Consider the following 26,048-nt stretch of genomic DNA (forward strand, 5'->3'; position numbering starts at 1 on the left):
TCCCCTTGCACCTCCTTGGCGGCCTCTTGCCCCGAAACCCCCTGAGGGACGGCGGGATTGCGCCACTATGGCGGGCGTTACGCCCTATCCCAATGCAAGGGACCCCAGATGAGATTGACCGACATATCGCTGAACTGGCTGCTTCCGGGCGCCGTACTGCTCCTGGGCATGCTGGCGGCTGTGGCGGTGCTCGCGCGCGGCAAGCGCTCCTCCGGGGCAAGCGCGAACGCGGACGATTCGTGGGAGCGTACCGAGGAGCGCCGCAGGCGCAAGGAAGCCATATACGGCACCGCCTCCTACGTCCTTCTGTTCTGCTGCGCGGCCGTGGCCGCCGCGCTCTCCTTCCACGGTCTGGTCGGCTTCGGCCAGCAGAACCTGGGCCTGACCAACGGCTGGGAGTACCTGGTCCCGTTCGGCCTCGACGGCGCCGCCATGTTCTGCTCCGTGCTCGCGGTGCGCGAAGCCAGTCACGGCGACGCCGCACTCGGCTCCCGGATACTCGTATGGACGTTCGCGGGCGCGGCTGCCTGGTTCAACTGGGTGCACGCGCCCAGGGGCCTCGGCCATGACGGCGCGCCGCAGTTCTTCTCCGGCATGTCGCTCTCGGCGGCCGTGCTCTTCGACCGGGCCCTCAAGCAGACCCGCCGGGCCGCGCTGCGCGAGCAGGGTCTCGTGCCGCGTCCGCTCCCGCAGATCCGCGTGGTCCGCTGGGCACGCGCCCCCCGCGAGACCTACAAGGCCTGGTCGCTGATGCTGCTCGAGAACGTGCGCAGCCTGGACGAGGCCGTCGACGAGGTCCGTGAGGACAAGGCCCGCAAGGAGGAGACGAAGCTGCGCCGCCGCGAGCAGCACCGCGTCGAGCGGGCTCAGCTGAAGGCGATCAGCCGGGGCCACGGCCCCCGCTTTCCCGGCCGCGGTGGCGGCGGTGGCGGCGGCCGTCAGGTGGAGGCCCCGGCCGCCCTGGAGCCGGCCTCGGCCGAACGGGTCTCCGCGGAGCCTGCCATAGCGAACTCGGCGGAGCAGCTGCCCGTACGCTCACGGCCCTCCCTCACGCCCGTCCGCCACGGTTCCGACTCCTCGCTGACCGTCGACCTCACCGCGGAGGACGACACGATGGCCCTGCCGCGCCTCGACTCCCTGGAGCGCAAGCTCAAGGACCTGGAGCAGCAGTTCGGCTGACGGTCTCTCGAGTGCCGGAGACACCCGGGTACCACGGGAAGGGGGCGCGACCTCGACGGTCGCGCCCCCTTCCCGTTCGCGCGTCGACCGGTCGCCTGTCGACCGCCCGCCCGTCGGCCGGTGCCTGTTCCGTCGCCCGGGAGACGGCCGTCGTCCGGTGCCCGTCGGCAACCGGCCGCCAACTGTCGCTCACGCGGCTCCGGAGGCCAGTTCGAACCAGACGACCTTCCCGCCGCCCTGCGTCCGTACCCCCCAGGTGTCCGCGAGGGACTCCACCAGGAGCAGGCCCCGGCCGTGGGTGGCCTCGTCGGCGCCCGGCCTCCTCGGCCGGGGACGGTGTGCCACGCAGTCCCGCACCTCCACGCGCAGGCCGGACGGTGAGACGGTGGCCGTCAGGAGAGCGTCGTCGTCGGTGTGGACGAGCGCGTTGGTGACGAGTTCACTGGTGAGCAGCTCCGCCGTCTCCGACCGTCCCGGCCTTCCCCAGCCCCGCAGGAGTTCCCGCAGCGCCCGGCGCGTCTCGGGCACCGCCCGCAGGTCCGCCCGGCCGAGTCTGCGCCTGAGCTGCGCCGCCCGGCCCTGCTCCGTCACGTCCTCGGCCGTGTCCTCTCCCGCCCGTCTCGTCGCCGAGGTGCCCGCGATCGCCGTCGGACCGCTTCCCCGTGCCTGCCTCTCCATGACCCCCGCCCGCGTGTCGATGTGGGTTCCCCTCCTGCTCGAACACGTTCACGGGATCCTTGCCCGGTCGGCACCACGCCAGTCATGTCGAACCATTGACGACCGGGTGTTCAGCCATGTTGAGGACGGGCCGCGGGGACGCTCACGGGATTGCACGCCCGTTCGACGGCGCCCCCCGGGCCTTCGGCGAGGGGGGCGTGCATCGCGCGTCCGCCCCCGGCACGGGCGCATCCGCGGGGGTTTGTGCGGCGGTTCACGCATCCTGGGCGGTACGTGGCTCCTGGGCCGCCGGTGACGCCGGGGCGGCCCGTGCTCCGGCGAGCGGGAACCCGTGGGGCGGGCCGCGTACGCCGCCCAGGCCCCCTTCCGGGCGGGCACTCCGAGGGAAAGTCCCTGGTCGGCGGGTGGGTCCCGGTGGGCGTGACGGGCACCGGGACGAGGGGTGGGGCGTCGGGTGGTGGCACTGATCGGGCCCCGGCCCCGCGATGCCACCCCCGGTTCCCGCGCGGAGGGGACGCCGCACGACGGTGCGGAGGCGGCTTCGAAGGGCGTGCACCCGCGCAACGGCACATGACAGTCGCGCCCCCCGAGTGCAGGCCGGCCGGCGCATCCGCGGTTCGACGCGACGGCCCGCCCGCCGTCACACCCGCCGCCGGACCCGTGCACCCGCACCGGCCGCGGACCCCGGTGATCGGCCCGGTTGCCGATGACCTGCCACCGACCTGGGCATACGCACGGAAAAGTCGGGCATCCGGTAGCGGACGCCGAGGCGCGGCCAGGTACGCAAGGTTCTCAAGAGGCTTCGGGATGCCTGGGATGCCAGGACTTCGGGCGCCGGGACGGAGGCCGTCCGGCCCGCGGGCTCCCCCGGTTGCGCCACCGAACGCGCACGACCGACGAGGTTGGCCGAAATCCGTTGCCTTTTCGGCCGCACCCGCACACTCCCCGGCAGGCCGGAGGGGGTTACGGACCCCGCGGTACGCGAACAGCCGCAGCGCCAGGCCCCGAGGCTCTGGACACTGCGACCGTCCACGATCGTTCGCGACTGCACTTGGCCGTTTATGGCCATTGCTGGCCGTTCGCGTTCAGGCCGGTACGACCACGGCGACCGGCCCGAGGCGGACGGCGATCATTTGCCCTGGGCCCCTGTGGTGCCGATGTGGAAGATCTTGTGTGTGGTGCGGGTCATGTCGACGACGAGCTTCGTCGTCCCGCTGCTCCCCCACGTGAGCGTGACCACGGCCTCCGTGTGGTCGGCCGTGCCGTTGTCGGTGACCTTCCACGCGAGGGGGACGTTCTGCGCCCGGAGGACACCGTTGGCGTGGTTCTCGTCCTCCCAGGCCGCCAGCTCCTTCTGGAAGGCCGGGGTGAGGTAGTGCTTGCGGAGTTCGTCCGCGAGCTTGCCGCCGCCCTCGTCGTTCACCGCGTCGATGTAGGCGCCGTAGAAGTCGGCGATACGCGTGATGTTGTCGGACGGCTTGCCGCTCACACTGCGCGGGCTGCCCGCGGAAGCCTGAGCCGTCACGCCGAGGCCGAGAGCCAGGGCGAGGCCGGCGGCCACGGCCGTACGGCGGCGGGCGGTGCGCAGACGCGCCGTGCTCCCGCCGGTCCGGTCGCCCCCGCCGGTCGTACCGTGCGTACCGGTGGTGCCCGCCGTGCTGTTCTTGCTGATCATCTGCGTGTTCCCCGTATGTCTCATGCATCCGGCCCGTGTGGCCTGTGCGGTGGTCGTGCGGTCGTGCGGAGCCACCGGCCCTCCCGACCCCCGTGGCGGGAGGGCGGCGGCCCCGCGTCCTTCCTCAGTGGTCCGGTGTCAGTGGAGCTTCCTGACGGCCGTGACGGTCGTCTTCTTGAACGCCTTCAGCGGGGCGTCACGGAAGTCGCCCATCCGGCCCCAGTCCACGACCGTCACCGTCGTGCCATCCCGGCCGACGGAGAGCAGGCGGATGTCGGTCGCACCCCAGGAGGTCTCGGTGTGCAGGCCGAAGACGTGGGCGCCTTCCTCGACGTTCAGCCTGCCGAAGTCCCTGAGGGTCGCCTCGACCTCGGGTTCGGCCCTCTCGATCCGGGCGGCACAGGACTTGATGTCCCGCTCGACCCGTGCGACCCGGCCCTTGGCCGCGGTGACGCTCGCCAGCTCGACACTCACCTGACGGGCTCCGGCGTCGAGGTCGGTCCGGAAGTCCCGGTACCAGGAACCCCGGCCACCGCCCAGCGCCGGGCCCAGGCAGCGGTCCGCCTCCACCTCGGGCGAAGCGCCCGCGGTGATCCTGCCGGCCGTCCACGACGAGCCCGGCTGCGGCGGGAGGTCGGCCGCCGAGAGGAACCCGGGCGGTCGCGGGGTGGCGGCGTCCGCCGGTGCGGCGAGCACGGCGCCGAGCGCGAGGCCCGCGGCCGTGAGTGCGGTGAGCCCGGTGAGCGTGCCTGCTCGGATACGCCTGGACATGGGTGTCCCCCGTGGGTGAGTGCATGGCTGTGGGTCGTCGCCACCACGCCGGCTGGTCGGTCCGGCCCTGGTCGGTGCGACACCAAGAGCATCGGCGCTTCGGGCGGCCCGGTGCAACGGTCTTCGCCCGATCGGCCGTGGTGGAACCATCCCAGCCCATCTGACGTGCAGGTATATGAGTGCCTGGGATGACTGCCAGGGCCGGACGAGCACGGGGAGAACGGTGTCGACCGACGACGGGGTGGCCGAGGTGACGGAGTTCGCGGCACTGCTGACAGAACTCAAGGGGCGCACGGAGCGCAGCTACGGCTCCCTCGCGCGCCGGCTGGGCATGAACACCTCGACGCTGCACCGGTACTGCGCCGGGGAGGCCGTTCCGCAGGACTTCGCCCCCGTCGAACGGCTCGCGGAGTTCTGCGGGGCGACTCCGGAGGAACGCCTGGAACTGCACCGGCGGTGGCTGCGAGCGGTGGCCGCCCGCCAACGGCCCCGGACCACGGCGGCCACGGCGGCCACGGCGACCACGGGAACACCGGAAGCGCCAGAAGCGCCGAAGGCGCAGGAGGCACCTCGTTCACCGGAGGCCGTGCACACCTCGAAAGCCGCCGAGACCTCGCAGCCCTCCGAGACGGGGACGACCGCGGCGGCCACGGCGGCCACGGGAGCCTCTGAGACGTCGGCGGAGCCGGAAGCCTCCCGTCCGGCGGACGGGGTGGTCCGGATTCCGGGAGGACGAGGGGCACCGCCTCGTCCTCGGCGCCGCCACCGGCGCACGACGGTCGCCATCGGGGTGGGCTGCGCGGTGCTGGCCACCCTGGGCGCCCTGTCCGCTCTGCCCGGCGGCGGCCACCCGTCGGCCTCGGGCGAGGTAGCCCCCTCCGCGTCCGCCACGGGCTCGACCCGGACGACGGCTCCGCACCACTCCCCGACAGCCGGCACCCGCCCTGCCTCCTCGCCCCCGCCCGACGGCAGCACCTCCCCCACCGCCCGCCACGAAAGGACCTCCTCTGCCCGGGACTCCTCCCCCGTCGGAGGCAAGGCCGCGGCGCCTGCCTCGGGCGTACCTCTCGCCTGGACCGTCGACTCCCAGCTCTGGGCGCAGGGCTGCGGTCACGACTACGTCATCGACAAGCCGCCCGCGCAGGTTCCGCCGCCCCCGGCCGAGCAGGACGCCGGCCCCTGGGCGAGCGCCCAGGGCGCGGTCCACGGGCGGGAGACCAACGTGGAGATCTCCGTGCAGGGGCGCAGTTCGACGGCGGTCGTCCTGACGGCGCTGCGCGTACGGGTCGTCGGCCGTGCCGCACCCCTGACCGGCACCGTGTACGCCATGGACCAGGGCTGCGGCGGCTCTCTCAGCAAGCGCTACTTCGCTGTCGACCTGGACAAGGACCGTCCCGTGGCGCACTCGGTCGCGGGCGACGACGCCGGCACGCCGGTCCCCGCCCTGAGCCTGCCCTACCGGGTGTCCAGCACCGACCCCGAGGTGCTGCTGGTCACGGCGCGGACGGAGACCTGCGCCTGCGACTGGTACCTCGAACTGGACTGGTCCTCGCAGGGCCGCACCGGCACGGTCCGCGTCGACGACCGCGGCCGGCCCTTCCGCACGAGCGGCATCAAGGGACTGCCCCGCTACTGGTACGGCACCGACGACAACGGTGAACGCCAGTGGGTCCCCACCGACTGACACCCACCCCCGCGAGACCACCGGCATCCGCCACGGCTACGGCCGTGGGACGTTGCGCAGGTTGGAACGGGCCATCTGGAGCATCCGGCCCACTCCGCCGTCGAGGACGATCTTCGAGGCGGACAGGGCGAACCCGGTCACCATCTCGGCGCTGATCTTCGGCGGGATGGACAGGGCGTTGGGGTCGGTGACGACGTCGACCAGGGCCGGACCCTTGTGCCGGAAGGCGTCCTTCAGCGCGCCCGCCAACTGCTTGGGTTTCTCGACGCGCACACCGTGGGCTCCGCACGCGCGGGCGACCGCGGCGAAGTCGGGGTTCTTGTTGGCGGTGCCGTACGAAGGCAGACCGGCGACCAGCATCTCCAACTCGACCATCCCCAGGGAGGAGTTGTTGAAGAGGACGACCTTCACCGGCAGGTCGTGCTGCACCAGCGTCAGGAAGTCGCCCATCAGCATGGCGAAACCGCCGTCGCCGGACATCGACACGACCTGACGGCGCCGGTCGGTGAACTGGGCGCCGATCGCCATGGGCAGCGCGTTCGCCATGGATCCGTGGGAGAAGGAACCGATGACACGGCGTCGGCCGTTGGGCGTCAGATAGCGGGCCGCCCAGACGTTGCACATACCGGTGTCGACGGTGAACACGGCGTCTTCGTCGGCGAGTTCGTCGAGAACGGCGGCAACGTACTCGGGATGGATCGGGACGTGCTTCTCCACCCTGCGGGTGTATGCCTTCACCACCCCCTCCAGCGCGTCGGCGTGCTTCTTGAGCATCCGGTCGAGAAAGCGCCGGTTCTCCTTGGCCCGCACCCTGGGGATGAGGCACCGCAGGGTCTCCCGTACGTCACCCCACACCGCGAGGTCCAGTCTGGAGCGCCGGCCCAGGTGTTCGGGACGTACGTCGACCTGGGCGATCCGCACGTCGTCGGGGAGGAAGGCGCTGTAGGGGAAGTCCGTTCCGAGCAGGAGCAGCAGGTCGCACTCGTGCGTGGCCTCGTAGGCGGCGCCGTACCCGAGGAGACCGCTCATCCCTACGTCGTAGGGGTTGTCGTACTGGATCCACTCCTTGCCGCGCAAGGCGTGTCCCACCGGGGACTTGATCTTCCCGGCGAACTCCATGACCTCGGCGTGCGCGCCGGCCGTGCCGCTGCCGCAGAAGAGGGTGACCTTGTCGGCCGCGTCGATCATCGCGACCAGCGCGTCGATCTCGGCGTCGCCGGGACGGACGGTGGGCCGGGTGGTGACGAGAGCGGTCTGCGCGGCCTTCCCGGGGGCGGGCTGGTCGGCGATGTCACCGGGGAGCGAGACGACGCTGACGCCCCCGCGGCCGACCGCGTTCTGGATCGCGGTGTGCAGCAGCCGGGGCATCTGCTTCGGGCTGGAGATCAGCTCGCTGTAGTGGCTGCACTCGCGGAACAACCGGTCGGGGTGGGTCTCCTGGAAGTAGCCGAGGCCGATCTCGCTGGACGGGATGTGCGAGGCGAGGGCGAGGACGGGAGCCATGGAACGGTGGGCGTCGTAGAGGCCGTTGACGAGATGGAGGTTGCCGGGTCCGCAGGAGCCCGCACAGGCCGCGAGCCTCCCGGTGATCTGGGCTTCCGCTCCGGCGGCGAAGGCGGCCGTCTCCTCGTGGCGGACATGGATCCAGTCGATGGCGGGATTGCGCCGTACCGCGTCCACCACGGGGTTGAGGCTGTCCCCCACCACGCCGTAGAGGCGCCGCACCCCGGCGCGGGCGAGGATGTCCACGAACTGTTCGGCGATGTTCTGCTTGGCCATGGAACGACGCACCCCTTCGGTGTCCTCGGGTCCCCCCTCCACAGTGGCCGCGGCCGCCCGGTTACGCCTCCCAGACGGCCGCGGCCGTGCGGTCGTCGGCGTAGCCCTTCACTCTGACCTGAGTGTCGGCGAGGAAGGCGGCGAGACCGGGCGGGGCGGGGTCCGACCAGCGCTTTGCCAGGAACGCGGACAGGTCGGGCTCGCCACGCAGGGGTTCGGCCAGGCCGCCGGTGCACATCAGGAGGGTGTCACCCGGGCGGGCTACGGAGGCGCGGAAACGGAAGGGTTCGCGGGGCGGTCCGGGGTCGGGGTCGTAGGGGTTCGGCGGTGTGGTGATGCCGAGGTCCATGGTGAACCGGTCACCCTCGGGCGTCTCGGCGGGCAGCGAGCCGAACCCGAGGACCGGTTCTCCCGCCACCTCGGCCACCTGCGGTTCGATGTCACGCCACACACCGCCGCGCAGCCGGAACAGTCCGCCGGCGCCCACGCCGAAGAAGACACGGGTACGGCAGGCGGGGTCGGCGGGCAGCAGCAGACAGCGCAGGGTGGCCGCGTACTCGTCCGGTTCCAGGCCCTGTTCGGCCGCGCCGGCGCGCAGTCGGCCGAGGCTGCGGTCGGTGAGGCGGTGCAGCCCCGACTTCAGGTCTCCGCGCCGGGCCGCCCTTATGTCCTCCGCGAGCCGCACATGGCTGCGGCCCACGGCCCGCGCGATCCACTGACACACCTCGGCCGCCGCCCGGTGTGCTCCGGGGGTGGCCCGGGCGCCGGTCGCCATCGCGACCAGGATCAGGGCGTGCTCGCCCGTGCCGAAGCGGGCCGTGAGGAGCGAGTCGCGGCGCGGCTCTCCCCGGTAGCGCGCGGAGTCCCCGCGCACGGACGCGGCCCGCAGCGCGAAGGTCCCGTACCGGGCTCCGTCCAGGACGGTGTCGGCGACCAGGTCGTCCAGGTCGTCCGGGTCCGCGGGCGGAAGGGCGGTGGGCTCCGCGTCGTAGGTGGGCGGCCCGGAGCCGACGTAGTCCTTGGAGACCGGAAGAGGCGGAAGGCCGGACAGCAGCGGAAGGGCCGAAACACCGACGACGGTGGGGGGGTGCTCCGGCGGGGAGCCGGGGTCGGGAGCGGAGGTGCCCGGGTGCACGGGGGCGTGCTCGGACCCCGGCATACGGTCCTGAACCGGCCGGGGATCGGTGACCGGCTCGCGCGCGGAGCTCTGCGCGGGGTCCGTCGCGGGAAAGGAAGCTGCCGCGCCGTCCACGGAGGTGGTGGGAGCCATGGGAGGCGGCGGCGCGTGGGCCGGAAGGGGTGGCATCGGGGGCGCGGCGGGCGGAGGCGGCAGCACGGAGGGTGAGGACGCCGGCGGCGCGGGCGGCGCGGGCGGTACCGACGGCTCGGAGGCACGGGGCGTGTGGTCGGGCGACGTGCGGTACCCGCCGGGGGCGGGCGCGGGCGCGCCGGCGGGTGTGCGGTCCGGCGGCATGAGACCGTCGCCACCCGCGGGGGCCGCAACCCCAGGGGGTGTGTGCGGCGACGTGCGGTCCCCGCCGGGGGCGGGCGCGGGCGCGCCGGCGGGTGTGCGGTCCGGCGGCATGAGGCCGTGGCCACCCGCGGGGGCCGCAACCCCAGGGGGTGTGTGCGGTGACGTGCGGTCCCCGCCGGGGGCGGGCGCGGGCGCGCCGGCGGTTGTGCGGTCCGGCGGCATGAGGCCGTCGCCACCCGCGGGGGCCGGAACCCCAGGGGGTGGGTCCGACGGCGTGGAACCGTCGCCGGCGGAGGGCGCGGGGGCACCCGGCGGCCGCTCGGCGAAGCCCGGTGGCAGGGGGCCGGGCGGGAAGCCGGTGGGACCGGCAGGCGTTGCCGGCGGCGGCTCCCAGGGAGCGCGGTGACGGCCCGACGGGCGGACGTCCCGGTCCGCTTCGACGGCCCGCGCACTGCTGCCGGCGCCCGCCCCCGAGGCGTCGGGCGCGTCACCGCCGACGCCGTCGTCCGGTCCCGGGCCACGCCCCGTGCCGCTCGCGGCGCCTCGCACGGCGTCCACGCCGACGTCACGCTCGCCGCCCCGCCCGGCGGTGCGTCCGACGCCAGGATCATCGCCCGGTCCGGCGTCGGATTCCGGACGGCGTCCGACGTCCCGTCCCAGGCCGCCCTCGCCATCGCTCCCGGCGGCGCGTCCCGGTCCGCGTGCGGCGTCCCGCCTTGGCGTGGACCCCGTGGTGTCCCAGGTTCTGGGCGAGGGGACGGTGGCCTGCGGGGAGGACTGTGTCCCTGCCGTCGTCGTGGGGGGCGAGGTCCACCAGTCGGTCCGTCCGCGGGGAGCGGACCCTTCGGCGCGGGGTGCCGGCACCGAGCCTGTGACGCCGGGAGCGTCCGCCGGTTCCGCGCCGCTCTCCTGGTGCCGCGGGACCGCCGTACCCGCGCTCTCCGCCGCACCCGCGGAGCGCACCGCCCCGGCGGCCGAGGCGAAACGGTCGTCCAGGGAGTCGGCGGTGCGCGCGGGCCCCGTGTCCTCGGTGGAGTCGTCGTACAGCTGCCCCCACCAGTCGTCCTCGTGACCGGTGGGCGTTCCCCCCTGCTGGCTCATGCCCCCGATTGTCCACTGCCCGGGCCGGATGAAAACGGGGCATCCGGAAAATGCGCCACGCCAAAAGGGGCCGAACACAGACGCGAGTGATCTCCTGGGACACCAGTGCGAGGCGGGAAGGCGACAGCGGTCGCCGGGCGGTTCCACCCCCCACGGGAGAACCGCCCGGCGACATGAGGTGACCGGGCTCGGCCCCTGTGCGCCCCTGCGCGTCGCGAGCCCCGGTCACGTTCTCGGAGGATCTCCTCGCGCCTGCCGCGCGGCCGGCCGGCCCGGGTCCGTTCGGCGTCCAGGACGTCCACCACGGAGGGCCGGTCGAAGATCACATGTTCTCGCCGTGGCCACACCTTTGCAGAGTGACCGTCGGTACGGCGATGATGCGCTGCGGCGGGTTTACGCCGTGGCCGTTTCCCGCCACCCGCCCGGTCGGCGCCGGACGTCAGAAGGAGAGAAGCACCCGATGCTGGGAGCGATAGGGCTCGACGAGACGCACGAGTCGGCCTACCGGGCGCTGGTGTCCGTGGGCGCCGCCGAGGTTCCCGACCTGGCGCGCCGGCTGGCCCTCGGCGAGCACGACACCGAACGCGCGCTGCGCCGGCTGGAGCGGCACGGCCTCGCCGCGCAGTCCTCGGGCCGCCCCGGCCGCTGGGTCGCCGCGCCGCCGGGCGTCGCCCTGGGCGCGCTGCTCACCCAGCAACGGCACGAGCTGGAGAAGGCGGAACTGGCTGCGGCCCTGCTCGCCGAGGAGTACCGGGCGGCCGCCGCCGAACCGGCGGTGCACGACCTCGTCGAGGTGGTGACGGGCGCGGCCGCCGTCGCCCAGCGCTTCCTTCAGATCCAGCTCGGGGCGAGCGAGGAGGTGTGCGCGCTGGTGACCGGCACCCCGGTGGCCGTGACCGGCGGTGAGAACGACGCGGAGGAGCGGGCAGCGGCGCGCGGGGTGCGCTACCGCGTCGTACTGGAGCGTGCGGTGCTCGACCAGCCGGACGGCCTTTCGGAACTGACCGCCGCGCTGGGCCGGGACGAGCAGGTGCGGGTGGTGGACCGGGTGCCGACCAAGCTGGTGGTCGCCGACCGCTCGCTCGCCCTGGTGCCGCTGAGCGGCCGCTCGGCGGAGCCGGCCGCGCTGGTGGTCCACGCCAGCGGGCTGCTGGAACTGCTGACGGGTCTGTTCGAGTCGGTGTGGCGGGAGGCGCTGCCGCTGCGCCTCGGCACGGCCGGTGTCGCGGAACAGGCCCCGGACGGTCCCGACGCCGCCGACCTGGAGATCCTGTCCCTGCTGCTGGCCGGGATGACCGACGCCAGCGCGGCCAAGCAGCTCGACCTCGGGCTGCGGACCGTGCAGCGCCGGGTGAAGCGGCTGATGGAACTGACGGGGGTGACGACCCGGCTGCAACTGGGCTGGCACGCCCGCGAACGCGGCTGGGTGGCCCGGGACCGCTGACCGCGCCGGTGCGCGCCCGGGGGCCGTAGGTCTTGACCTGCGCGTTCTTCTCGACTCGGGCACCCTGGGCAGATGGGAGTGGCGCAACTCCTGCTGGTCGGACTGGTCATTCTGCTCGGCCTGTGCGGAGTGCTGGTGCCCGGCGTACCGGGGTCGTGGCTGGTGTGGGCCGCGGTCCTGTGGTGGGCGCTGGAGGATCCGCAGCCGGTCTCCTGGGCCGTGCTGGTCGGCGCCACGGTGACCCTGTTCCTGTCGCAGGTGGTGCGCTGGGCGCTGCCGCCGCGCCGGTTGCGCGAGAGCGGCGCGACACCCCGGATGGCGGCGTACGCGGGGCTCGGCGCGTTCCTCGGGTTCTTCCTGTTCCCCGTTCTCGGGGCGATCCCGGGCTTCATGGGCGGTATCTATCTCTCCGAGCGACTCCGTCTGGGCCGTCACGGGGAAGCCCGGGCGGCCCTGCGCACGGCGATGCGCTCGGGTGGCTCCAGCGTCCTCACGGAGCTGTTCACCTGTCTGCTGATCATGGGGGCGTGGCTGGGGGCGGTTCTGTGGGGGTGACGCCTTCCTGGCGGCTCAACCCCGACGGTCCCCGATCCGTGCGGCAGGAGCCTGGAACGGCTCCTGGAGCGAGCCCTCCAGCGTGAGGAGCCGGACCTTGCGCTCCAGTCCGCCCGCGTAGCCCGTCAGCGAGCCGTCGGCTCCGATCACCCGGTGGCAGGGCCGCACGATCAGCAGCGGATTCGCCCCGATCGCCCCTCCCACGGCGCGCACGGCCATCCGTGAGGCGCCGACCTGTGCGGCGATCTCCCCGTAGGTCGTGGTCGCCCCGTAGGGCACGGAGTCCAGGGCGGCCCACACCCGCTCGCGGAACTCGGTGCCGTCGGTGCGCAGCGGCAGCCGGAACTCCTTCAGTTCGGCGGCGAAGTAGGCGGCGAGCTGTTCCTCGGCGGCGCGGAAGGGGCCGCGGTCGTGCCGCCAGTCGTCCTGGACGGTCCGCCCGCCCTTCTGCGCCGGCACGGAAACGGAGGTCAGGGCGGAGTCGGGGCCGGCGGTGAGCAGCAGAGGGCCGAGCGGGCTCTCCACACTGGTCCAGTACGTCAGGTCGGTCATCGTTCCTCCGCGGCGCGCAGGTGGTGCAGGGCGTAGGTGCGCCAGGGGCGCCAGGTGGAGGGGACGTCCACGCCGGGCGGCACGACGTCGGGGTCGCCGAGGGCACGGGCACGGATCTCCGCGATCGTACGGGCGTCCAGCCCCGGCAGCGCGAGCAGCGCCCTGTGGGCGTCGTCCCGGTCGACGCCCGGGTCCAGCCGTACGGCGCCGTCGGCGAGGGCGGCGGCGAGGGCGCCCAGCGGCCCGTCGGACCAGGGCCCGGACCGGGGCCGGCCGGCCTGGGCCAGGACGGCCGGTTCGGGGAAGAGGTGGGTGAGGCTTCCGCAGGGCGCGTCGAGGGCCTTGCCGTAGGCACGGACGAGCCCTTCGGCCGCCGCCCGCCCCACGACCGCCCGCACCGCGTACTCGTCCGGATCGGCGGCCCCCGGCGCGCGCAGGCCGGGCCGCGCCGCGACCAGCTGGGCGAGCCGCGGATCGGCGGCGAGCCGCTCGTCGACGGCGTACGGGTCGGAGTCGAGGTCGAACAGCCGCCGCAGCCGCTGGACGGCGGTGGTGAGGTCGCGCGGGTCGGTGAGATGCAGCCGGGCGTCGAGCCAGCCGCCGGGGTGGACGGCCGTGGCCCGGCCGGCGGCCGCCGCCCGCTCGTCCACGGCGACGATCCCCGTGCCGTACGGCAGTCGCAGCGTCCGGCGGTAGGTGCGCCCGCCGGGCTGCCCGCTGACCTCCTCCACTCCGGCCACCGCCTCCCGTTCCAGCAGGTCGAACACGGCGCCCGCGTGGTAGGGGCCCCGGTGGGCGAGGCGCAGCGGGATCCCTGCGGACGGAGTGGCGGTGCGGCGGGACGCGCGTACGGCGGCCCGCAGTTCGGTCGGGGTGGCCGCGTACACGGTCCGGACGGTGTCGTTGAACTGGCGCACGCTGGCGAACCCGGCCGCGAAGGCGATCTCGGTGACCGGCAGGTCCGTCGTCTGGAGCAGGACCCGCGCGGTGTGCGCGCGCTGGGCCCGGGCGAGAGCGACCGGTCCCGCGCCCAGCTCGGCGGTGAGCTGCCGCTGCACCTGGCGGGAGCTGTAGCCGAGCCGTTCGGCGAGCCCGGTGACGCCCTCGCGGTCCACGACTCCGTCGCCGATCAGCCGCATCGCCCGGCCCACGACGTCGGCACGCGCGTTCCAGTCGGCCGAGCCCGGCACGGCGTCCGGGCGGCACCGCCGGCAGGCCCGGAATCCCGAGCCCTGCGCGGCGGCGGCCGTCGCGAAGAAGCGCACGTTGCGGCGTTTCGGTGTCACGGCGGGGCAGCTGGGCCGGCAGTAGATGCCGGTGGTCTCGACGGCGAAGAAGAACTCGCCGTCGAACCTGGCGTCCCGGCTGCGGACCGCCTCGTACCGCGTGTCCTGGTCCGTCATGGGCTCCAGTCTTCGTGCCCGGAGGAACCCGCGCCAGCGGAAATCGGACGTGACGCTGAGCCCGGAAACGACTCGCGGACCGGCAAGCACGACGAAACCCGGCAAGCGTCACCGGAACGCGGAACGCCTCGCCGGGACCGGCAAGCGTTCCCGAGACGGGCAACGCCCCGCCGGGAGTGGCGGACGCCTCCGAGACAGGCAACGCCCAGGACCAACAGACGCCTCCGAGACAGGCAACGCCCCACCAGGACCGGCGAGGCGTTGCCGAGACAGGCGGCACCTCGCCGAGACCCGCAAGCGGCACCGGCACCGGCACGCCTGTCCGGCAGCATCGACAAGCGCCGCGGGTCACCGGACCGCGCAGGTGTCAGCGCGGAGGAGCGGGGCGCCACGGCCCGCGCCCGCGCTTCGCCTCCCCCGCGGCCCGGCCCTCGGCCTGCCTGCGCTTCCAGTCCTGGCGGACGTCGGCGCGCATCCGGGCGTCGGACTTGGCGACGATCCACTGGTTCTCCCGGACGAGCTTGCGGTAGCTCTCCAGCCGGCGCACGGGCAGCTCCCCGTCGTCGACGGCCGCGCGCACCGCGCACCCGGGCTCGGACTCGTGGGCGCAGTCCTGGAACCGGCAGCCTCGGGCGAACTCCTCGATCTCCGAGAAGACCTGTCCGACCCCGGCGCCCGCGTCCCAGAGGCCGACGCCGCGCAGCCCGGGAGTGTCGATGAGGACGCCCCCGCCGGGCAGCGGCAGCAGGTTGCGGGTGGTGGTGGTGTGCCGCCCCTTGCCGTCCATGTCGCGAGTGGCGCGGACGTCCATCACATCCGCGCCCACCAGCGCGTTCGCGAGCGTCGACTTGCCCGCGCCGGACGCCCCCAGCAGGACGCAGGTGCCCCGGCCGACGAGCGCGGCGAGCTCCTCGACGCCCTCGCCGTCCCGCGCGCAGACGGTGAGCACCGGCACGCCGGGGGCGCTGGTTGCGACATCCTGCACGAGGTACGACAGCGCGACCGGGTCGGGCACGAGGTCGGCCTTGGTGAGCACCACGACGGGCTGCGCGCCGGACTCCCAGGCCAGCGCGAGGAATCGCTCGACGCGGCCGAGGTCGAGTTCCACGGCCAGGGACATCGCGACGACGGCGTGGTCGACGTTGGCCGCGAGGATCTGTCCCTCGGACCGCTTGGAGGAGGTGGAGCGCACGAAGGCGGTACGGCGCGGCAGCAGCGTGCGGACGTAACGCGGGTCGCGGCCTTCGGGATCGACGGCGACCCAGTCCCCCGTGCACACGACCTTCATCGGGTCGCGGGGGACGACGAACTCGGTGTCGGCGCGGACGGTTCCGGCCGGGGTGACGACATCGCACAGGCCGCGGTCGACCCGGACGACACGGCCGGGCACCAGACCACGCTCGGCGTGGGGCGCGAACCCGGCGTCCCAGCCCTCGTCCCAGCCGTAGGCGGCGAGAGGGTGCGACGACGCCGGCGCAGCAGGGTGCGTCGACACCTGCGCGGCAGAGTCCGCCGGAGAAGAGTCCGCCGGAGAAGCAGCCGCCGGAGCGGTGGCCGAGGAAGACGCCGCCGACGAAGAAGGAACCGACGGAGGGAAGACCGACGGGAAAGCAGCCGAGGGCGAGGACGCCGACGGTGATGCGGAGGAAGTCAAGGGAGACCCTTCACAGGGCGATCCCCGGCCGCGCGCTCGGACTCGAGCGCGCGAAGCAGGTGAAGTGGTCAGCCGGAGACCGCGGAGGTGGAGTGGACGAACGTCTGGCTGCTGCGAACAGCACCCGTCTCGGCGACAGTCATCGGTCACACCTCCCGTTCCGTGCACAACTGACCGCGGTGGCCCCGGGCCACCGCGCGAACTCCCTCAGGATAGGAACCCGGCGGGCCGGACGCCACCCGATTCCGGCCCGCTCACCGCTGCCGCCTCGCGCGCCCCTGCGGCGCCTGGGCGTCCCGCCCTGTTCCCACCTGCCGGCCGTCAGGAACTCGTGCAGGCCCGCCCGTTGACGGTGAACGCGTAGGGCGCGGTGTTCTTGTTCTGCCAGGAGGCGAGGAAGCCGAAGGTGAGGGTTCCGTTGGCCGCGACGGACCTGTTGTAGTCGGCGGCGGTCGCGGTGACGCGTGAGCCGTTCTGGGCCAGGCGCGCGTCCCACATCTGGTCGACCTTCTGGCCGTCGCGGAAGGACCAGGCCACGCGCCAGGAGTCGAGCGTCACGGCGGTGGTCACGGTGACGGTGGCCTGGAAGCCGTCGGGCCACTGGTTGACGAGGTCGTACCTGACCTCGCAGGCCGCCGTCTCCTCGCTCCCGGCACCGGCGGTGCCCGAGGAGGTGCCCTGCGGCTCGGGGTCCGGCTTCCCGGAGTCGCCGCTCGTCCCCTTCGGCGTACCGCTCGTGGACGGCGCCGGGCGGGACGAGGACGGCGCGGCGGAGGTGGCGGGACCGGCGGACGGCAGGTGGGAGACGGGTCCGGCCACCGGGCTGCTGTCCGCGGGGTTGCCCTTGGCGAGGCGGTCGCCGCCGTTGTCGGCACCGTTCTCGCCGGGCATCATCGACACGGCGAGCGCCAGCCCGGACACCAGGACGGCGGCGACGAGCATGCCGCTGCGCAGCGCCCGTGCCCGGCCCGCGGCGGCCCGGGCGGCGGTGCCCTCGGCGTCCGGCGCGTCGGGGCGTCCGGGGCCGAGTCGCACCTCGGAGGCCCGGCGGCGGCGCTCCAGGTAGGCGAGGCCGCCCCAGCCGATGACGCCCTGGGCGAGGGCCGCCGGGAGTCCGCCGCCGTGCAGCCGCAGACAGGCGGCGGCCTCCGCGCACTCCACACAGGTGGCGAGGTGCCGGGAGAGGTCGGGGGGCGTGTCGGCGGCGGGCGAGCGGGTGACGGCGTCCAGGAGCCGGACGTAGCTCCGGCACTCCGCGTCCATCGGCGTGTCGAGATGGTTGCGGTGGCAGCGGTCCCGGAACAGGCCCCGGACCTGGTTCAGTTCCTCCACGGCGGCGGCCGGGTCCAGCCCCTGCCGGCGGATGACAGCGTGCAGCGGCAGCGCCTCCACCTCGGCGAGCCAGAGCAGGGCGGCGTCCGGTTCCTGCATGTCACGCAGTCCGCGCAGGGCGATGGGACGGCTCAGGGGCGGTCCGACGTACCGTGCGGCCTTGTCGGAGTTCAGCCACAGGCGCAGATCGGGGTCGAGTTTGTGGCCCTGTCCCCGGGCCTCCCAGGTGGCCGCCGTGGTGCGTACGGCGGTCAGCAGCAGCGGGATCCGGGGCAGCCGGGACGAGCGGCGGCCGGCACCTCGTGCGGTGCCGTCCTCGGCTGCGCGGGCCTCGCGTATTCCGAGCGCGAACGCCTCACGGGCCAGCTGGTTCGCCGCGGTCGAGCCGGATGTGCACAGGTCGGCGTAGGACAGGACGGCGTCCCAGCACTCGGAGAACAGCGCGGCCTCGGCGGCGTCCTTCGGGGTCGGCAGGTCGGGCATGAGTCTCCTGCATCCACAAGCGAGGTCAACTCACCATGACGGCAATGGGGTTGGGGGGAACCTCGCGGCAGGGGCAGAGCTTTTCACGTCTTCGACACAACTGACAAGCGCCCTGTTCAGATGTCATGTCAGGACAGCAGGACAGACAGCGGAACAGGGGATGAGCAGGCGGCCGCGCCCGGTTTCCCGACCCTTGGTACGGACGCGGACCGCCCCGTGTTCAACACCCGCACCCTGATTTTCCACCTCGGCTCAGGAGCGGCGACCGGCACCGTGGACTATACGGTCGCCGAGTCCGGCGCCGGAAGGCTGTCCATGAAGGAGCTCACGGAGAACACCGCGCGGCCGGGTCCGGGCGGGCCGTAACCGGGAGGCGAGGAGAGCCCGAACTCGTCCATGGTGGCGCGGTAGGCCTCCAGCAGCCGGATGTGGTACTCCAGCGGCGCACCCTGCGGGTTGGCCTTGCCGAGCGGGGTGGTGGGCTCCGGGCACCAGGTGGTGAAGCGGGGCGTGATGCCCTGCGACATGAAGAAGCGCAACCCCTCCGTGGTGGAGGCGATGGCCTCGTCGACGGTCGTGAAACCGAAGGGCTCGGCCATCTCCACCCCCGCGACGAAGTTGGGGATCACGTTGCGCGCGCCGAAGATCTCCGCCGAGTCGAGGATCCGCTTGTGCCACTCGTCGCGGCCGACGTAGCGCTCCTTGCCCGGGCAGTACAGCTCGAACAGACGGCGGTCCCAGACCTCGTAGTTGGGGTGGTAGATCTGCACCCCGTAGTCCTTGAAGCGCTGCACGTCGTCGCGGGGCAGCGCCTGGGCGACGACCTTGCCGATCCAACGGCCGGGGAAGCGCTCCTCGATGGCCTTCGCGTAGTGCCCGTAGAAGTCGGCCTCGTCCCGCCCTGCGACGGTCTTGGTGATGGCGCCGCCGGTGAGGGTGTAGGCGGTGGACGTCTTCTGGGTGTCGTACCGGTCGATGATCTCCAGGGCTTCGAGGACCTCCTCGACGTCCTTCACGCCCGTGTACGGCCGGCCGGCCGCCTTGTGCTGGCGCCAGTTGTGGTTGATGTCGCAGTACTGGCACTCCTCCTTGGCGCCGAAGTACTGGCACACCCGGAAGACGGTCAGGTAGATCAGGTAGCCCCACTGGATGGTCGGGGCCACCTCCATGACCGACTTCCCGTTGGAGAGCTTGTGCCGGTAGTACTCCGGCATCGGCGGCACGCCGACGTCCGCGATGCGCGTGCCGTCGAGATAGAGCCCGAGCAGACCCTCGCCGTCCGCCGCGACGCGGTAGGGGGAGGACGGGTTCACACGGACCGAGACGACGGTGCGCCGCAGGTCGTACGGGCCTCCCGTGAGGATGATCTCCTCCGGCGGGCGGCGCAGCGCGGCCTCACCCAGCTCGGGCAGGGTCCCGTGGTCGAAGGAGAAGATGAAGTAGGACTTCGGTTTGACCTCGCCCGACTCGTTGTCGCTGAGGGCGGAGGGATCGAAGGCCACACCTCCGCGCAGCAGGTCCTCCTTGAAGACGGCCTCCCGCGGAACGTGCGGAAACCGCTCCATCAGATCCTCGACCAGCGCGGTACGGCTGCCCATCCCTCTCTCCTCCCGGTTCACGCGTACGACTTCCTCACGGTATGCCCCCGGCGGCGCGGGGGTGGGGGCGGGGGCCCCGTGTCGGGGGCAGGGTAGGTTCCACCTGGGAACTCCGGGTTCTCGATCACCTCGGGAGGGGCGAACAGCCGCATGACCGAAACCGTGACCAACTGGGCCGGCAACATCACCTTCGCCGCCGGGGAACTGCACCGTCCGCGCTCCCTCGACGCGCTCCGCTCCCTCGTGGCCGGAAGCGGGCGGGTGCGGGTGCTGGGCAGCGGCCACTCGTTCAACGAGATCGCCGAACCCGGCGCCGGCGGGGTACTGCTGTCCCTGGAGGCGCTGGACGGCGAGATCGACGTCGACACGGCGGCCCGGACCGTGCGCGTCGGGGGCGGGGTCCGGTACGCCCAGCTGGCGCGCCACGTCCACGAGCACGGGCTCGCACTGCCGAACATGGCCTCCCTGCCGCACATCTCGGTGGCCGGATCGGTGGCCACCGGCACGCACGGGTCGGGGGTCGGCAACGGCTCGCTCGCCTCGTCGGTGCGCGAGGTGGAGATCGTGACGGCCGACGGCTCGACCGTCGTCATCGGGCGCGGTGACCGGAGGTTCGGCGGGGCCGTCACCTCGCTGGGCGCTCTCGGCGTGGTGACCGCGCTGGTCCTCGACCTGGAACCCGGGTTCGAGGTGGAGCAGCATCTGTTCACCGGGCTCCCGCTGGACGGACTGGACTTCGAGACCGTCGCGGCGGCCGCGTACAGCGTCAGCCTGTTCACCGACTGGGCCGCGCCCGGCTTCCGGCAGGTATGGCTGAAACGGCGCACGGACGAACCCCTCGCCGGCTTCCCGTGGGCCACGCCCGCCGTGGAGGCACTGCATCCGGTGCCGGGGATGCCCGCGGTGAACTGCACCGAGCAGTTCGGGGTACCGGGGCCGTGGCACGAGCGGCTGCCGCACTTCCGCGCGGAGTTCACGCCGAGCAGCGGCAACGAGTTGCAGAGCGAGTACCTGCTGGCGCGCCGGCACGCCACCGATGCGCTGCGCGCGATCGACGGCATCCGGCAGACGGTCGCCCCCGTGCTCCAGGTCTGCGAGGTGCGCACCGTGGCCGCCGACGAGCAGTGGCTGAGCCCCTCCTACGGCCGGGACACGGTGGCGCTGCACTTCACCTGGGTCGAGGACGCGGCGGCGGTGCTGCCGGTGGTACGGGCGGTGGAAGCCGCGCTGGAGCCCTACGAGCCGCGACCGCACTGGGGCAAGGTCTACGAGGTGCCGGCCGCCGTGGTTCGCGGGCGCTACCCCCGGATCGACGACTTCACCGCACTGGCGAGAGTGCTGGATCCGGCCGGGAAGTTCACCAACGCGTTCGTCCGGGACCTCCTGGCGAGCTGACCGCGGACCGCCGGCGGACGACTTCATAAAGCCCCTTTCCTAACCCCTTGTAGAACGGTTCGGCAGCCCATAGCCTGGCGCGGCGCCGGTGCCGTCGCAGTGCGGGTCCGCCCGGCACGGAAAGGGACGGCAGGGATGAGGGGGCACGTGCCATGAAGCGCGGCACATCACGTGACATCCGCACCGCGAACCGCTACGAGGTGCTGCGCCAGATCATCGCCGCCTCTCCCACCTCCCGGCAGGAGCTCGCGGCCGCGACCGGGCTCTCGCTCGCCACCGTCGCCACCCTCGTCGGCGAACTGCTCGATCTCCGCATGATCACGGAGGTCGGGTTCGAGGACTCGGCGGGTGGCCGCCCCCGGGGACTCGTGGCCGTCAACGCGTCGGGGGGCGCGTTGATCGGGGTGGACATCGCGGAGACCTATGTCCATGTCGAGCTCTTCGACCTCGCCCTGAACGTACTGGCCCGCGCCGAGGAGAACATGCGGCCCGGGGAGAGCCGCCCCGAGCAGGTGGTCGGCCACGTGGCGGCGGCCGCCGGTGCGGTGGTCACCCAGGCCGGGGTCGAGGCCGCCCGGGTGCTGGGCGTCGGGGTGAGCGTGCCGGGGCAGGTGGACCGGGCCACCGGCATCTCCGAGTACGCGCCCAACTGGGACTGGCACGACGTGCCGTTGCTCGACCTGCTCTCCGAACACATCGCGTACCCCCTGTACCTGGACAACCCGCTGCGTGCCGGCGCGGTCGCCGAGCTGTGGTTCGGGGCGGCGCGCGGGCACGGGGACGCCGTGGTGGTCAACCTGGGCACGGGAGTCGGGGCCGGTCTGGTCCTCGGCGGTGAGCTGCACCGGGGTGTCAGCAACAGCGCCGGCGAGTGGGGGCACACCACCCTGGTGCTCGACGGACGACTGTGCCGGTGCGGCAACCACGGCTGCGTGGAGACCTACGTCGGCGCACCCGGCATCATGCAGAACCTGCGGGAACTCAGCCCGCGGTCCCCGCTGCTGCATCCCGACGACCAGACCGCCACGATCGACGCCCTGGCCGCCGCGGTCGCCGCGGGCGAGCCGATCGCCGTCAAGGTCGTCCGGGACACCGCCCGCTACCTCGGCGCCGGCATCGCCAACCTGGTCAATGTGCTCAACCCCGAGGTGGTCGTGCTGAGCAGCTGGGTCGCGGCCCGGCTCGGCGAGCCCCTCCTCGACGAGGTGCGCGAGGCCGTCGCCCGGCACGCGCTGAAACGGCCGCTGGCCGCCAACCGGATCGTCCTGTCGCCGATCCCCAGCGACCCGGCCTGTCTCGGGGCGGCCACGTTCGCGCTGGAAGGGGCGCTCCAGGCGGTCGGACAGCGGAACGCCAAGCGTGGCGTGTTCGCCGGCACGAGGAGCCGTGGCGCGCCGCCCGGCTGACCGTACGCACCACGACACCCCCACGACGACGGAAGGGAGACAGCCTTGACGCGAGCCGACGGCGGCTTACGCCCTGCACCGGACGAAGCGCGGCGGTCTGCCCGCCGTCGCGGAACACCGGCCGCGCAGCGCCCCGAAGGGCGCTCGGCCTGCCGCTGCCCGCAGGCGAGGCCGACGCCTCGCACCGGCCCGCGCGAGCGCCGGCCGGCAGTCCCGGCCCACGGCGGGCAGCCGAGGGCGGGGGACGCGGGCGGAGGTCCGCCGGCCGGGAGCCGGGGGCCGGCGCGGTGGGCGCACCCTGCGCCGGCGGCACCTCGCGCGTGCGGGCGAACGCCCACACGGTGAACGTCGGCCGGGCCCGCGGCAGGTGCTCCGCCGCCGGTGGCCGGACGATCGTCGACGGCCCGCAAGCGGCAGCCCTCCGACGGGGCGAGGAGACCGCCGAGGTGCGGACCACGCGGTAGCCGCACGGGGATCACTCCCCCCTGGACCGGGGGCCGCCGGCCCTGACACCGGCGGCCCTCAACCCCCTTTCGGCACAGCCTCGTCACCCCTGCGGCGGCCGCTGCACAGCCCTGCCCGCCGCCCCTCACGTTCGCCATCCCGAACCGATCACAACGCTTCGAACAGGCTTCGTCCAACCCCTTGCCGAAGGCTTAGCCGAAGGTTAACGTCCGGCTCCGCAACGCCATTCGAGCCATCTGGCGCTGAAGTCGCCCGGCCGCAGCCGTACTCGAGACAAGGACGTCACCATGTCGGCAATGAGCAACAGCAACTGGTCCCGCCGATCCCTCTTCCGGGCCGCCGCGGGCATGGCCGCGGCCGGCTCGCTCGCCGCCTGCGGCGGGAACACCGGCCGTAGCAGCGGGGGTTCGGGCGACTCGCTCGTCCAGTACTTCCACGCGTACGGCGAGGCCGGTACCGAACAGGCCATCAAGAAGTACGCCAAGGCCTACAAGGACGCCAACGTGACCACGCAGTGGATCACCGGCTCCAACTTCGAGCAGAAGCTGTTCGCCGCGCTGCTCACCCAGAACGCCCCTGACGTCTTCGAGTTCCACCCGCAGATCCAGCTCATCAAGAGCGGCCAGGTGGCGGACCTGACCGACATCATCGACCCGGTCAAGGACGACTTCAACCAGGCCGACATCAAGTCCCACACGGTCGACGGCAAGATATACGGCGTCCGCATGATCGACGACCCGCAGTTCTTCTTCTACCGGCCGTCGATGTTCGAGAAGGCGAAGGTCGAGGTGCCGACCACGCTGGAGGAGCTGATCGAGGCCGCCGCCAAGCTCAAGACCGGCAAGGTCAAAGGCGCCTACCTCGGCAACGACCTCACTCCGGTCCAGAGCCCGCTGATCTGGTCGGCCGGCGCCGACACCCTCACCGCGGACAACAAGCCCGCCTTCAACACGGACGCCGTCGCCGAGGGACTGAAGCAGCTGCGGACCCTGTTCACCAGCGGCAACCTGTTGCTCGGGGCTCCCGCCGACTGGTGGGACCCCTCGGCCTTCACCCAGGGTCTGACGGCGATCCAGTGGTGCGGCATGTGGGCCATGCCGGCCATGCAGCAGGCGCTCGGCGACGACATCGGCATCTTCCCCTTCCCGAAGGTCGGGTCCGCCGGCAAGCAGTCGGTCACCAACGGCGGCTGGTCGATGTTCGTCAACGCCAAGGGCAAGAACGTCGAGGCGGCCAAGGCATACGTGAAGTGGCTGTGGATCGAGCAGAAGAAGTACCAGGAGGACTGGGCCACCTCCTACGGATTCCACATCCCGCCGCGCACGTCGATCGCCCAGAGCGCCACCAAGCTCAAGTCCGGCCTGCCGGCCGAGGGCGTCAAGCTGTTCAACGAGTTCGGCCACTTCGACAACATCGGCTGGACCCAGGCCATGATCTCCGCGGTCAACGACGTGATGGCCAACTCCGTCCGCAAGAACGACGACCCGAAGGCCCAGCTCGCCGCCTGCGAGAAGAAGGTCGACACCGAGCTCAAGAAGCTCTTCGGATAGACCACCGGACGGACTACGACATGTCGACCACCACCACGCGCGGGGTCGCCCAGCCCGCCCCGGCCAAGGTCTCCAAGGGCCGGCCGCGGCGGGGCCTGCTGGCGAGCAGTACCTTCAACTTCTGGCTGTTCACCGGACCGTTCCTGATCGGCCTGGTGATCTTCGTCTTCGTGCCCATCGGCTGGAGCATCTATCTCAGCTTCTTCGAGGCACGTTTCACGGTCACCCCCAGTCAGTTCATCGGCTTCGAGAACTACACGCAGGTCCTGACCGACGTCGACTTCCTGAACTCGCTGGTCACCTTCACGGTGTTCGCGGCGTTCATCGTCCCGGCCACCTGGGCCGTCTCGCTGGGCCTGGCGCTGCTGGTGAACCGGCTGCGGTTCATGCGGGCCTTCTTCCGGTCGGTGTTCTTCCTGCCCACGGCGGTCAGCTATGTGGCCGCCTCGCTGATCTGGAAGATGTCCCTCTTCAACGGCGTCCGGTTCGGCCTCGCCAACACGGTCATCGGCTGGTTCGGCATCGACAACATCGCCTGGCTCGCCTCTCCGGATCCGCCCTGGTACTGGCTGGTCATCGTGACCGTACGGCTGTGGCTCCAGTCGGGCTTCTACATGATCCTGTTCATCGCGGCGCTTCAGAACATCCCGCGTGAGCTGTACGAGGCCGCCTCCCTGGACGGCGCCAAACCGGGCTGGCAGACCTTCCGCTACATCACCCTGCCCCAGCTCAGGGCGACGTCGACCGCAGTGATCCTGCTCCTGCTGGTCGCCGCCTACCAGGCGTTCGACGAGTTCTTCAACCTGCTCCCCAAGGCCACCTGGGGACAGCCCCCGCTGGTCGAGCTCTACAAGATGGCCCTCGGTGAGAACCAGAACTACGGCGCGGGCAGCGCGGGCGCTGTCGTGCTGACGATGCTGATCTGCGTCGTGACCCTGCTTCAGGGCAAGTTCATGGGCTTCGGAAGGGGTGAGGAGTCCAAGTGACCGTCACAGCACCCGAGACCGGGAAGAAGAAGCCGACCGGGTCCAGGCGCGGCGGCGTCATGGGCAGCTCCGGTCTGTACATCGCGACCGGAGTCGCGGCCCTCCTCTTCCTCCTCCCCTTCTATCTGATCGTCCGCAACTCTCTGATGACGGACCCGGAGATCACGGGCGAGAACTGGAAGTGGTTCCCCACCGACATCCAGTGGGGCAACATCACCGAGCCGTTCAACGACGTCACCGTGGACTTCGCCCAGTCCATGTGGAACTCCGTGGTCGTCGCCGTCCTGCACACCACCGGCATCCTCCTGGTGTGCTCGCTCGCCGGATACGGGCTGGCGCGCATCCCGTACAAGCACGCCAACAAGGTGTTCTACGTCGTCCTGACCACCCTGATGGTGCCGACCGCCGTGACCTTCGTACCCAGCTTCGTCCTGGTCTCGTCCTTCGGCTGGGTGGACAGTTACCGAGGTCTCATCATCCCGGGTCTCTTCAGCGGTTTCACCTGCTTCCTCTTTCGGCAGTACTTCCTGGGGTTCCCCAAGGAACTGGAGGAGGCGGCACGCGTGGACGGGCTCGGCTACTGGGGCGCGTACTGGCGGGTCGTCGTTCCCAACTCGCTGAACTTCTTCGCGGCCATCGCCACGATCACCTTCATCAACGGCTGGAACTCCTTCCTGTGGCCGCTGGTCATCGGCCAGGACCCCAGCGCCTGGACGGTGCAGGTGGCGCTGTCGTCGTACATGACGAACCAGACGGTCAACTACCACCTGATCTTCATGGCGACCGCCATTTCCATCCTTCCCCTGCTGTTCGTGTTCCTCTTCCTCCAGCGCTGGCTGGTCCAGGGGATCGCGCAGACCGGCATCAAGGGCTGACACCTCCCT

At 72.4% G+C, this 26,048-nt stretch carries 19 protein-coding genes; 9 read left to right on the forward strand and 10 right to left on the reverse strand.

All coding sequences use genetic code 11. From position 1 onward, the window contains the following. Positions 1-108 precede the first annotated feature (108 nt). Complete coding sequence (locus OHS71_RS10070) at positions 109-1,179, forward strand: DUF2637 domain-containing protein (RefSeq protein WP_328478992.1); 1,071 nt, start codon at positions 109-111, stop codon at positions 1,177-1,179. A 189-nt stretch (positions 1,180-1,368) separates the two neighbouring features. Here the strand turns inward: OHS71_RS10070 and OHS71_RS10075 are convergent, their stop codons facing one another. The 3 genes from OHS71_RS10075 to OHS71_RS10085 form a co-directional block, all read right to left on the reverse strand. After that, positions 1,369-1,857: an ATP-binding protein gene (locus OHS71_RS10075; protein ID WP_328478994.1), complete on the reverse strand. Its 489-nt coding sequence runs from the start codon at positions 1,855-1,857 to the stop codon at positions 1,369-1,371. Between the two features lie 1,129 nt (positions 1,858-2,986). Then, entirely contained in the window at positions 2,987-3,532 is a 546-nt protein-coding gene (locus tag OHS71_RS10080) for a hypothetical protein (protein ID WP_328478996.1), read from the reverse strand. Between the two features lie 138 nt (positions 3,533-3,670). Further along, positions 3,671-4,303 (reverse strand): hypothetical protein, encoded by a 633-nt coding sequence (locus OHS71_RS10085; RefSeq protein WP_328478998.1) that lies wholly within the window; start codon positions 4,301-4,303, stop codon positions 3,671-3,673. Between the two features lie 175 nt (positions 4,304-4,478). Here OHS71_RS10085 and OHS71_RS10090 point away from each other — a divergent pair, with 175 nt between their 5' ends. Then, positions 4,479-5,987 carry a helix-turn-helix domain-containing protein gene (locus OHS71_RS10090; RefSeq protein WP_443046894.1) on the forward strand — a complete coding sequence of 503 codons (1,509 nt, stop codon included), beginning with the start codon at positions 4,479-4,481 and terminating at the stop codon, positions 5,985-5,987. A gap of 36 nt (positions 5,988-6,023) precedes the next feature. Here OHS71_RS10090 and OHS71_RS10095 read toward each other — a convergent pair whose 3' ends face one another. After that, positions 6,024-7,766: a pyruvate dehydrogenase gene (locus tag OHS71_RS10095; protein WP_328479002.1), complete on the reverse strand. Its 1,743-nt coding sequence runs from the start codon at positions 7,764-7,766 to the stop codon at positions 6,024-6,026. A gap of 61 nt (positions 7,767-7,827) precedes the next feature. Further along, the gene (locus OHS71_RS41320) at positions 7,828-9,351 is read right to left on the reverse strand and encodes a protein phosphatase 2C domain-containing protein (protein WP_443047160.1); all 1,524 of its coding nucleotides are present in this window, start codon (positions 9,349-9,351) and stop codon (positions 7,828-7,830) included. 1,450 nt (positions 9,352-10,801) lie between these two features. Between OHS71_RS41320 and OHS71_RS10105 the strand changes: the two genes are divergently transcribed. Next, on the forward strand, positions 10,802-11,785 hold the full coding sequence (locus OHS71_RS10105) for a helix-turn-helix domain-containing protein (RefSeq protein WP_328479006.1): 984 nt from the start codon (positions 10,802-10,804) through the stop codon (positions 11,783-11,785). A 72-nt stretch (positions 11,786-11,857) separates the two neighbouring features. Then, complete coding sequence (locus OHS71_RS10110) at positions 11,858-12,340, forward strand: DUF456 domain-containing protein (RefSeq protein WP_328479008.1); 483 nt, start codon at positions 11,858-11,860, stop codon at positions 12,338-12,340. Between the two features lie 15 nt (positions 12,341-12,355). Here OHS71_RS10110 and OHS71_RS10115 read toward each other — a convergent pair whose 3' ends face one another. From OHS71_RS10115 to OHS71_RS10135, 5 genes are all read right to left on the reverse strand, one after another. Beyond that, a complete protein-coding gene (locus OHS71_RS10115) occupies positions 12,356-12,892 on the reverse strand; it encodes a methylated-DNA--[protein]-cysteine S-methyltransferase (protein ID WP_328479010.1) in 537 nt (178 codons plus the stop codon). Beyond that, positions 12,889-14,295, reverse strand: a complete 1,407-nt coding sequence (locus tag OHS71_RS10120; RefSeq protein WP_328479012.1) for a bifunctional transcriptional activator/DNA repair enzyme AdaA — start codon at positions 14,293-14,295, stop codon at positions 12,889-12,891. Before OHS71_RS10120 ends, OHS71_RS10115 begins: the two co-directional genes overlap by 4 nt. Positions 14,296-14,662: 367 nt before the next feature. Then, a complete protein-coding gene (gene rsgA / locus OHS71_RS10125; protein WP_328479014.1) occupies positions 14,663-15,790 on the reverse strand; it encodes a ribosome small subunit-dependent GTPase A in 1,128 nt (375 codons plus the stop codon). A gap of 480 nt (positions 15,791-16,270) precedes the next feature. Then, positions 16,271-17,764 carry a cellulose-binding domain-containing protein gene (locus tag OHS71_RS10130; RefSeq protein ID WP_328479016.1) on the reverse strand — a complete coding sequence of 498 codons (1,494 nt, stop codon included), beginning with the start codon at positions 17,762-17,764 and terminating at the stop codon, positions 16,271-16,273. Between the two features lie 278 nt (positions 17,765-18,042). Continuing rightward, on the reverse strand, positions 18,043-19,362 hold the full coding sequence (locus tag OHS71_RS10135) for a radical SAM protein (protein ID WP_328479018.1): 1,320 nt from the start codon (positions 19,360-19,362) through the stop codon (positions 18,043-18,045). Between the two features lie 150 nt (positions 19,363-19,512). Between OHS71_RS10135 and OHS71_RS10140 the strand changes: the two genes are divergently transcribed. The 5 genes from OHS71_RS10140 to OHS71_RS10160 all read left to right on the forward strand — a co-directional run bounded on the left by OHS71_RS10140 (position 19,513) and on the right by OHS71_RS10160 (position 26,039). Next, the gene (locus OHS71_RS10140) at positions 19,513-20,757 is read left to right on the forward strand and encodes an FAD-binding protein (RefSeq protein WP_328479020.1); all 1,245 of its coding nucleotides are present in this window, start codon (positions 19,513-19,515) and stop codon (positions 20,755-20,757) included. 152 nt (positions 20,758-20,909) lie between these two features. Continuing rightward, entirely contained in the window at positions 20,910-22,163 is a 1,254-nt protein-coding gene (locus OHS71_RS10145; protein WP_328479022.1) for an ROK family protein, read from the forward strand. Between the two features lie 752 nt (positions 22,164-22,915). Then, positions 22,916-24,178: an ABC transporter substrate-binding protein gene (locus OHS71_RS10150; protein WP_328479024.1), complete on the forward strand. Its 1,263-nt coding sequence runs from the start codon at positions 22,916-22,918 to the stop codon at positions 24,176-24,178. Between the two features lie 20 nt (positions 24,179-24,198). Further along, the gene (locus OHS71_RS10155) at positions 24,199-25,164 is read left to right on the forward strand and encodes a carbohydrate ABC transporter permease (RefSeq protein ID WP_328479026.1); all 966 of its coding nucleotides are present in this window, start codon (positions 24,199-24,201) and stop codon (positions 25,162-25,164) included. Beyond that, positions 25,161-26,039 carry a carbohydrate ABC transporter permease gene (locus OHS71_RS10160; RefSeq protein WP_328479028.1) on the forward strand — a complete coding sequence of 293 codons (879 nt, stop codon included), beginning with the start codon at positions 25,161-25,163 and terminating at the stop codon, positions 26,037-26,039. Before OHS71_RS10155 ends, OHS71_RS10160 begins: the two co-directional genes overlap by 4 nt. Positions 26,040-26,048 lie beyond the last annotated feature (9 nt).

Source organism: Streptomyces sp. NBC_00377 (assembly GCF_036075115.1).
Classification (GTDB): domain Bacteria; phylum Actinomycetota; class Actinomycetes; order Streptomycetales; family Streptomycetaceae; genus Streptomyces.

Excerpts from the sequence above, each read along its gene's own strand:
- OHS71_RS10070 (WP_328478992.1), top strand. The coding sequence starts at position 109 with ATGAGATTGACCGACATATCGCTGAACTGGCTGCTTCCGGGCGCCGTA.
- OHS71_RS10075 (WP_328478994.1), bottom strand. The coding sequence starts at position 1,857 with ATGGAGAGGCAGGCACGGGGAAGCGGTCCGACGGCGATCGCGGGCACC.
- OHS71_RS10080 (WP_328478996.1), bottom strand. The coding sequence starts at position 3,532 with ATGATCAGCAAGAACAGCACGGCGGGCACCACCGGTACGCACGGTACG.
- OHS71_RS10085 (WP_328478998.1), bottom strand. The coding sequence starts at position 4,303 with ATGTCCAGGCGTATCCGAGCAGGCACGCTCACCGGGCTCACCGCACTC.
- OHS71_RS10090 (WP_443046894.1), top strand. The coding sequence starts at position 4,479 with ATGAGTGCCTGGGATGACTGCCAGGGCCGGACGAGCACGGGGAGAACG.
- OHS71_RS10095 (WP_328479002.1), bottom strand. The coding sequence starts at position 7,766 with ATGGCCAAGCAGAACATCGCCGAACAGTTCGTGGACATCCTCGCCCGC.
- OHS71_RS41320 (WP_443047160.1), bottom strand. The coding sequence starts at position 9,351 with ATGCCGCCGGACCGCACACCCGCCGGCGCGCCCGCGCCCGCCCCCGGC.
- OHS71_RS10105 (WP_328479006.1), top strand. The coding sequence starts at position 10,802 with ATGCTGGGAGCGATAGGGCTCGACGAGACGCACGAGTCGGCCTACCGG.
- OHS71_RS10110 (WP_328479008.1), top strand. The coding sequence starts at position 11,858 with ATGGGAGTGGCGCAACTCCTGCTGGTCGGACTGGTCATTCTGCTCGGC.
- OHS71_RS10115 (WP_328479010.1), bottom strand. The coding sequence starts at position 12,892 with ATGACCGACCTGACGTACTGGACCAGTGTGGAGAGCCCGCTCGGCCCT.
- OHS71_RS10120 (WP_328479012.1), bottom strand. The coding sequence starts at position 14,295 with ATGACGGACCAGGACACGCGGTACGAGGCGGTCCGCAGCCGGGACGCC.
- OHS71_RS10130 (WP_328479016.1), bottom strand. The coding sequence starts at position 17,764 with ATGCCCGACCTGCCGACCCCGAAGGACGCCGCCGAGGCCGCGCTGTTC.
- OHS71_RS10135 (WP_328479018.1), bottom strand. The coding sequence starts at position 19,362 with ATGGGCAGCCGTACCGCGCTGGTCGAGGATCTGATGGAGCGGTTTCCG.
- OHS71_RS10140 (WP_328479020.1), top strand. The coding sequence starts at position 19,513 with ATGACCGAAACCGTGACCAACTGGGCCGGCAACATCACCTTCGCCGCC.
- OHS71_RS10145 (WP_328479022.1), top strand. The coding sequence starts at position 20,910 with ATGAAGCGCGGCACATCACGTGACATCCGCACCGCGAACCGCTACGAG.
- OHS71_RS10150 (WP_328479024.1), top strand. The coding sequence starts at position 22,916 with ATGTCGGCAATGAGCAACAGCAACTGGTCCCGCCGATCCCTCTTCCGG.
- OHS71_RS10155 (WP_328479026.1), top strand. The coding sequence starts at position 24,199 with ATGTCGACCACCACCACGCGCGGGGTCGCCCAGCCCGCCCCGGCCAAG.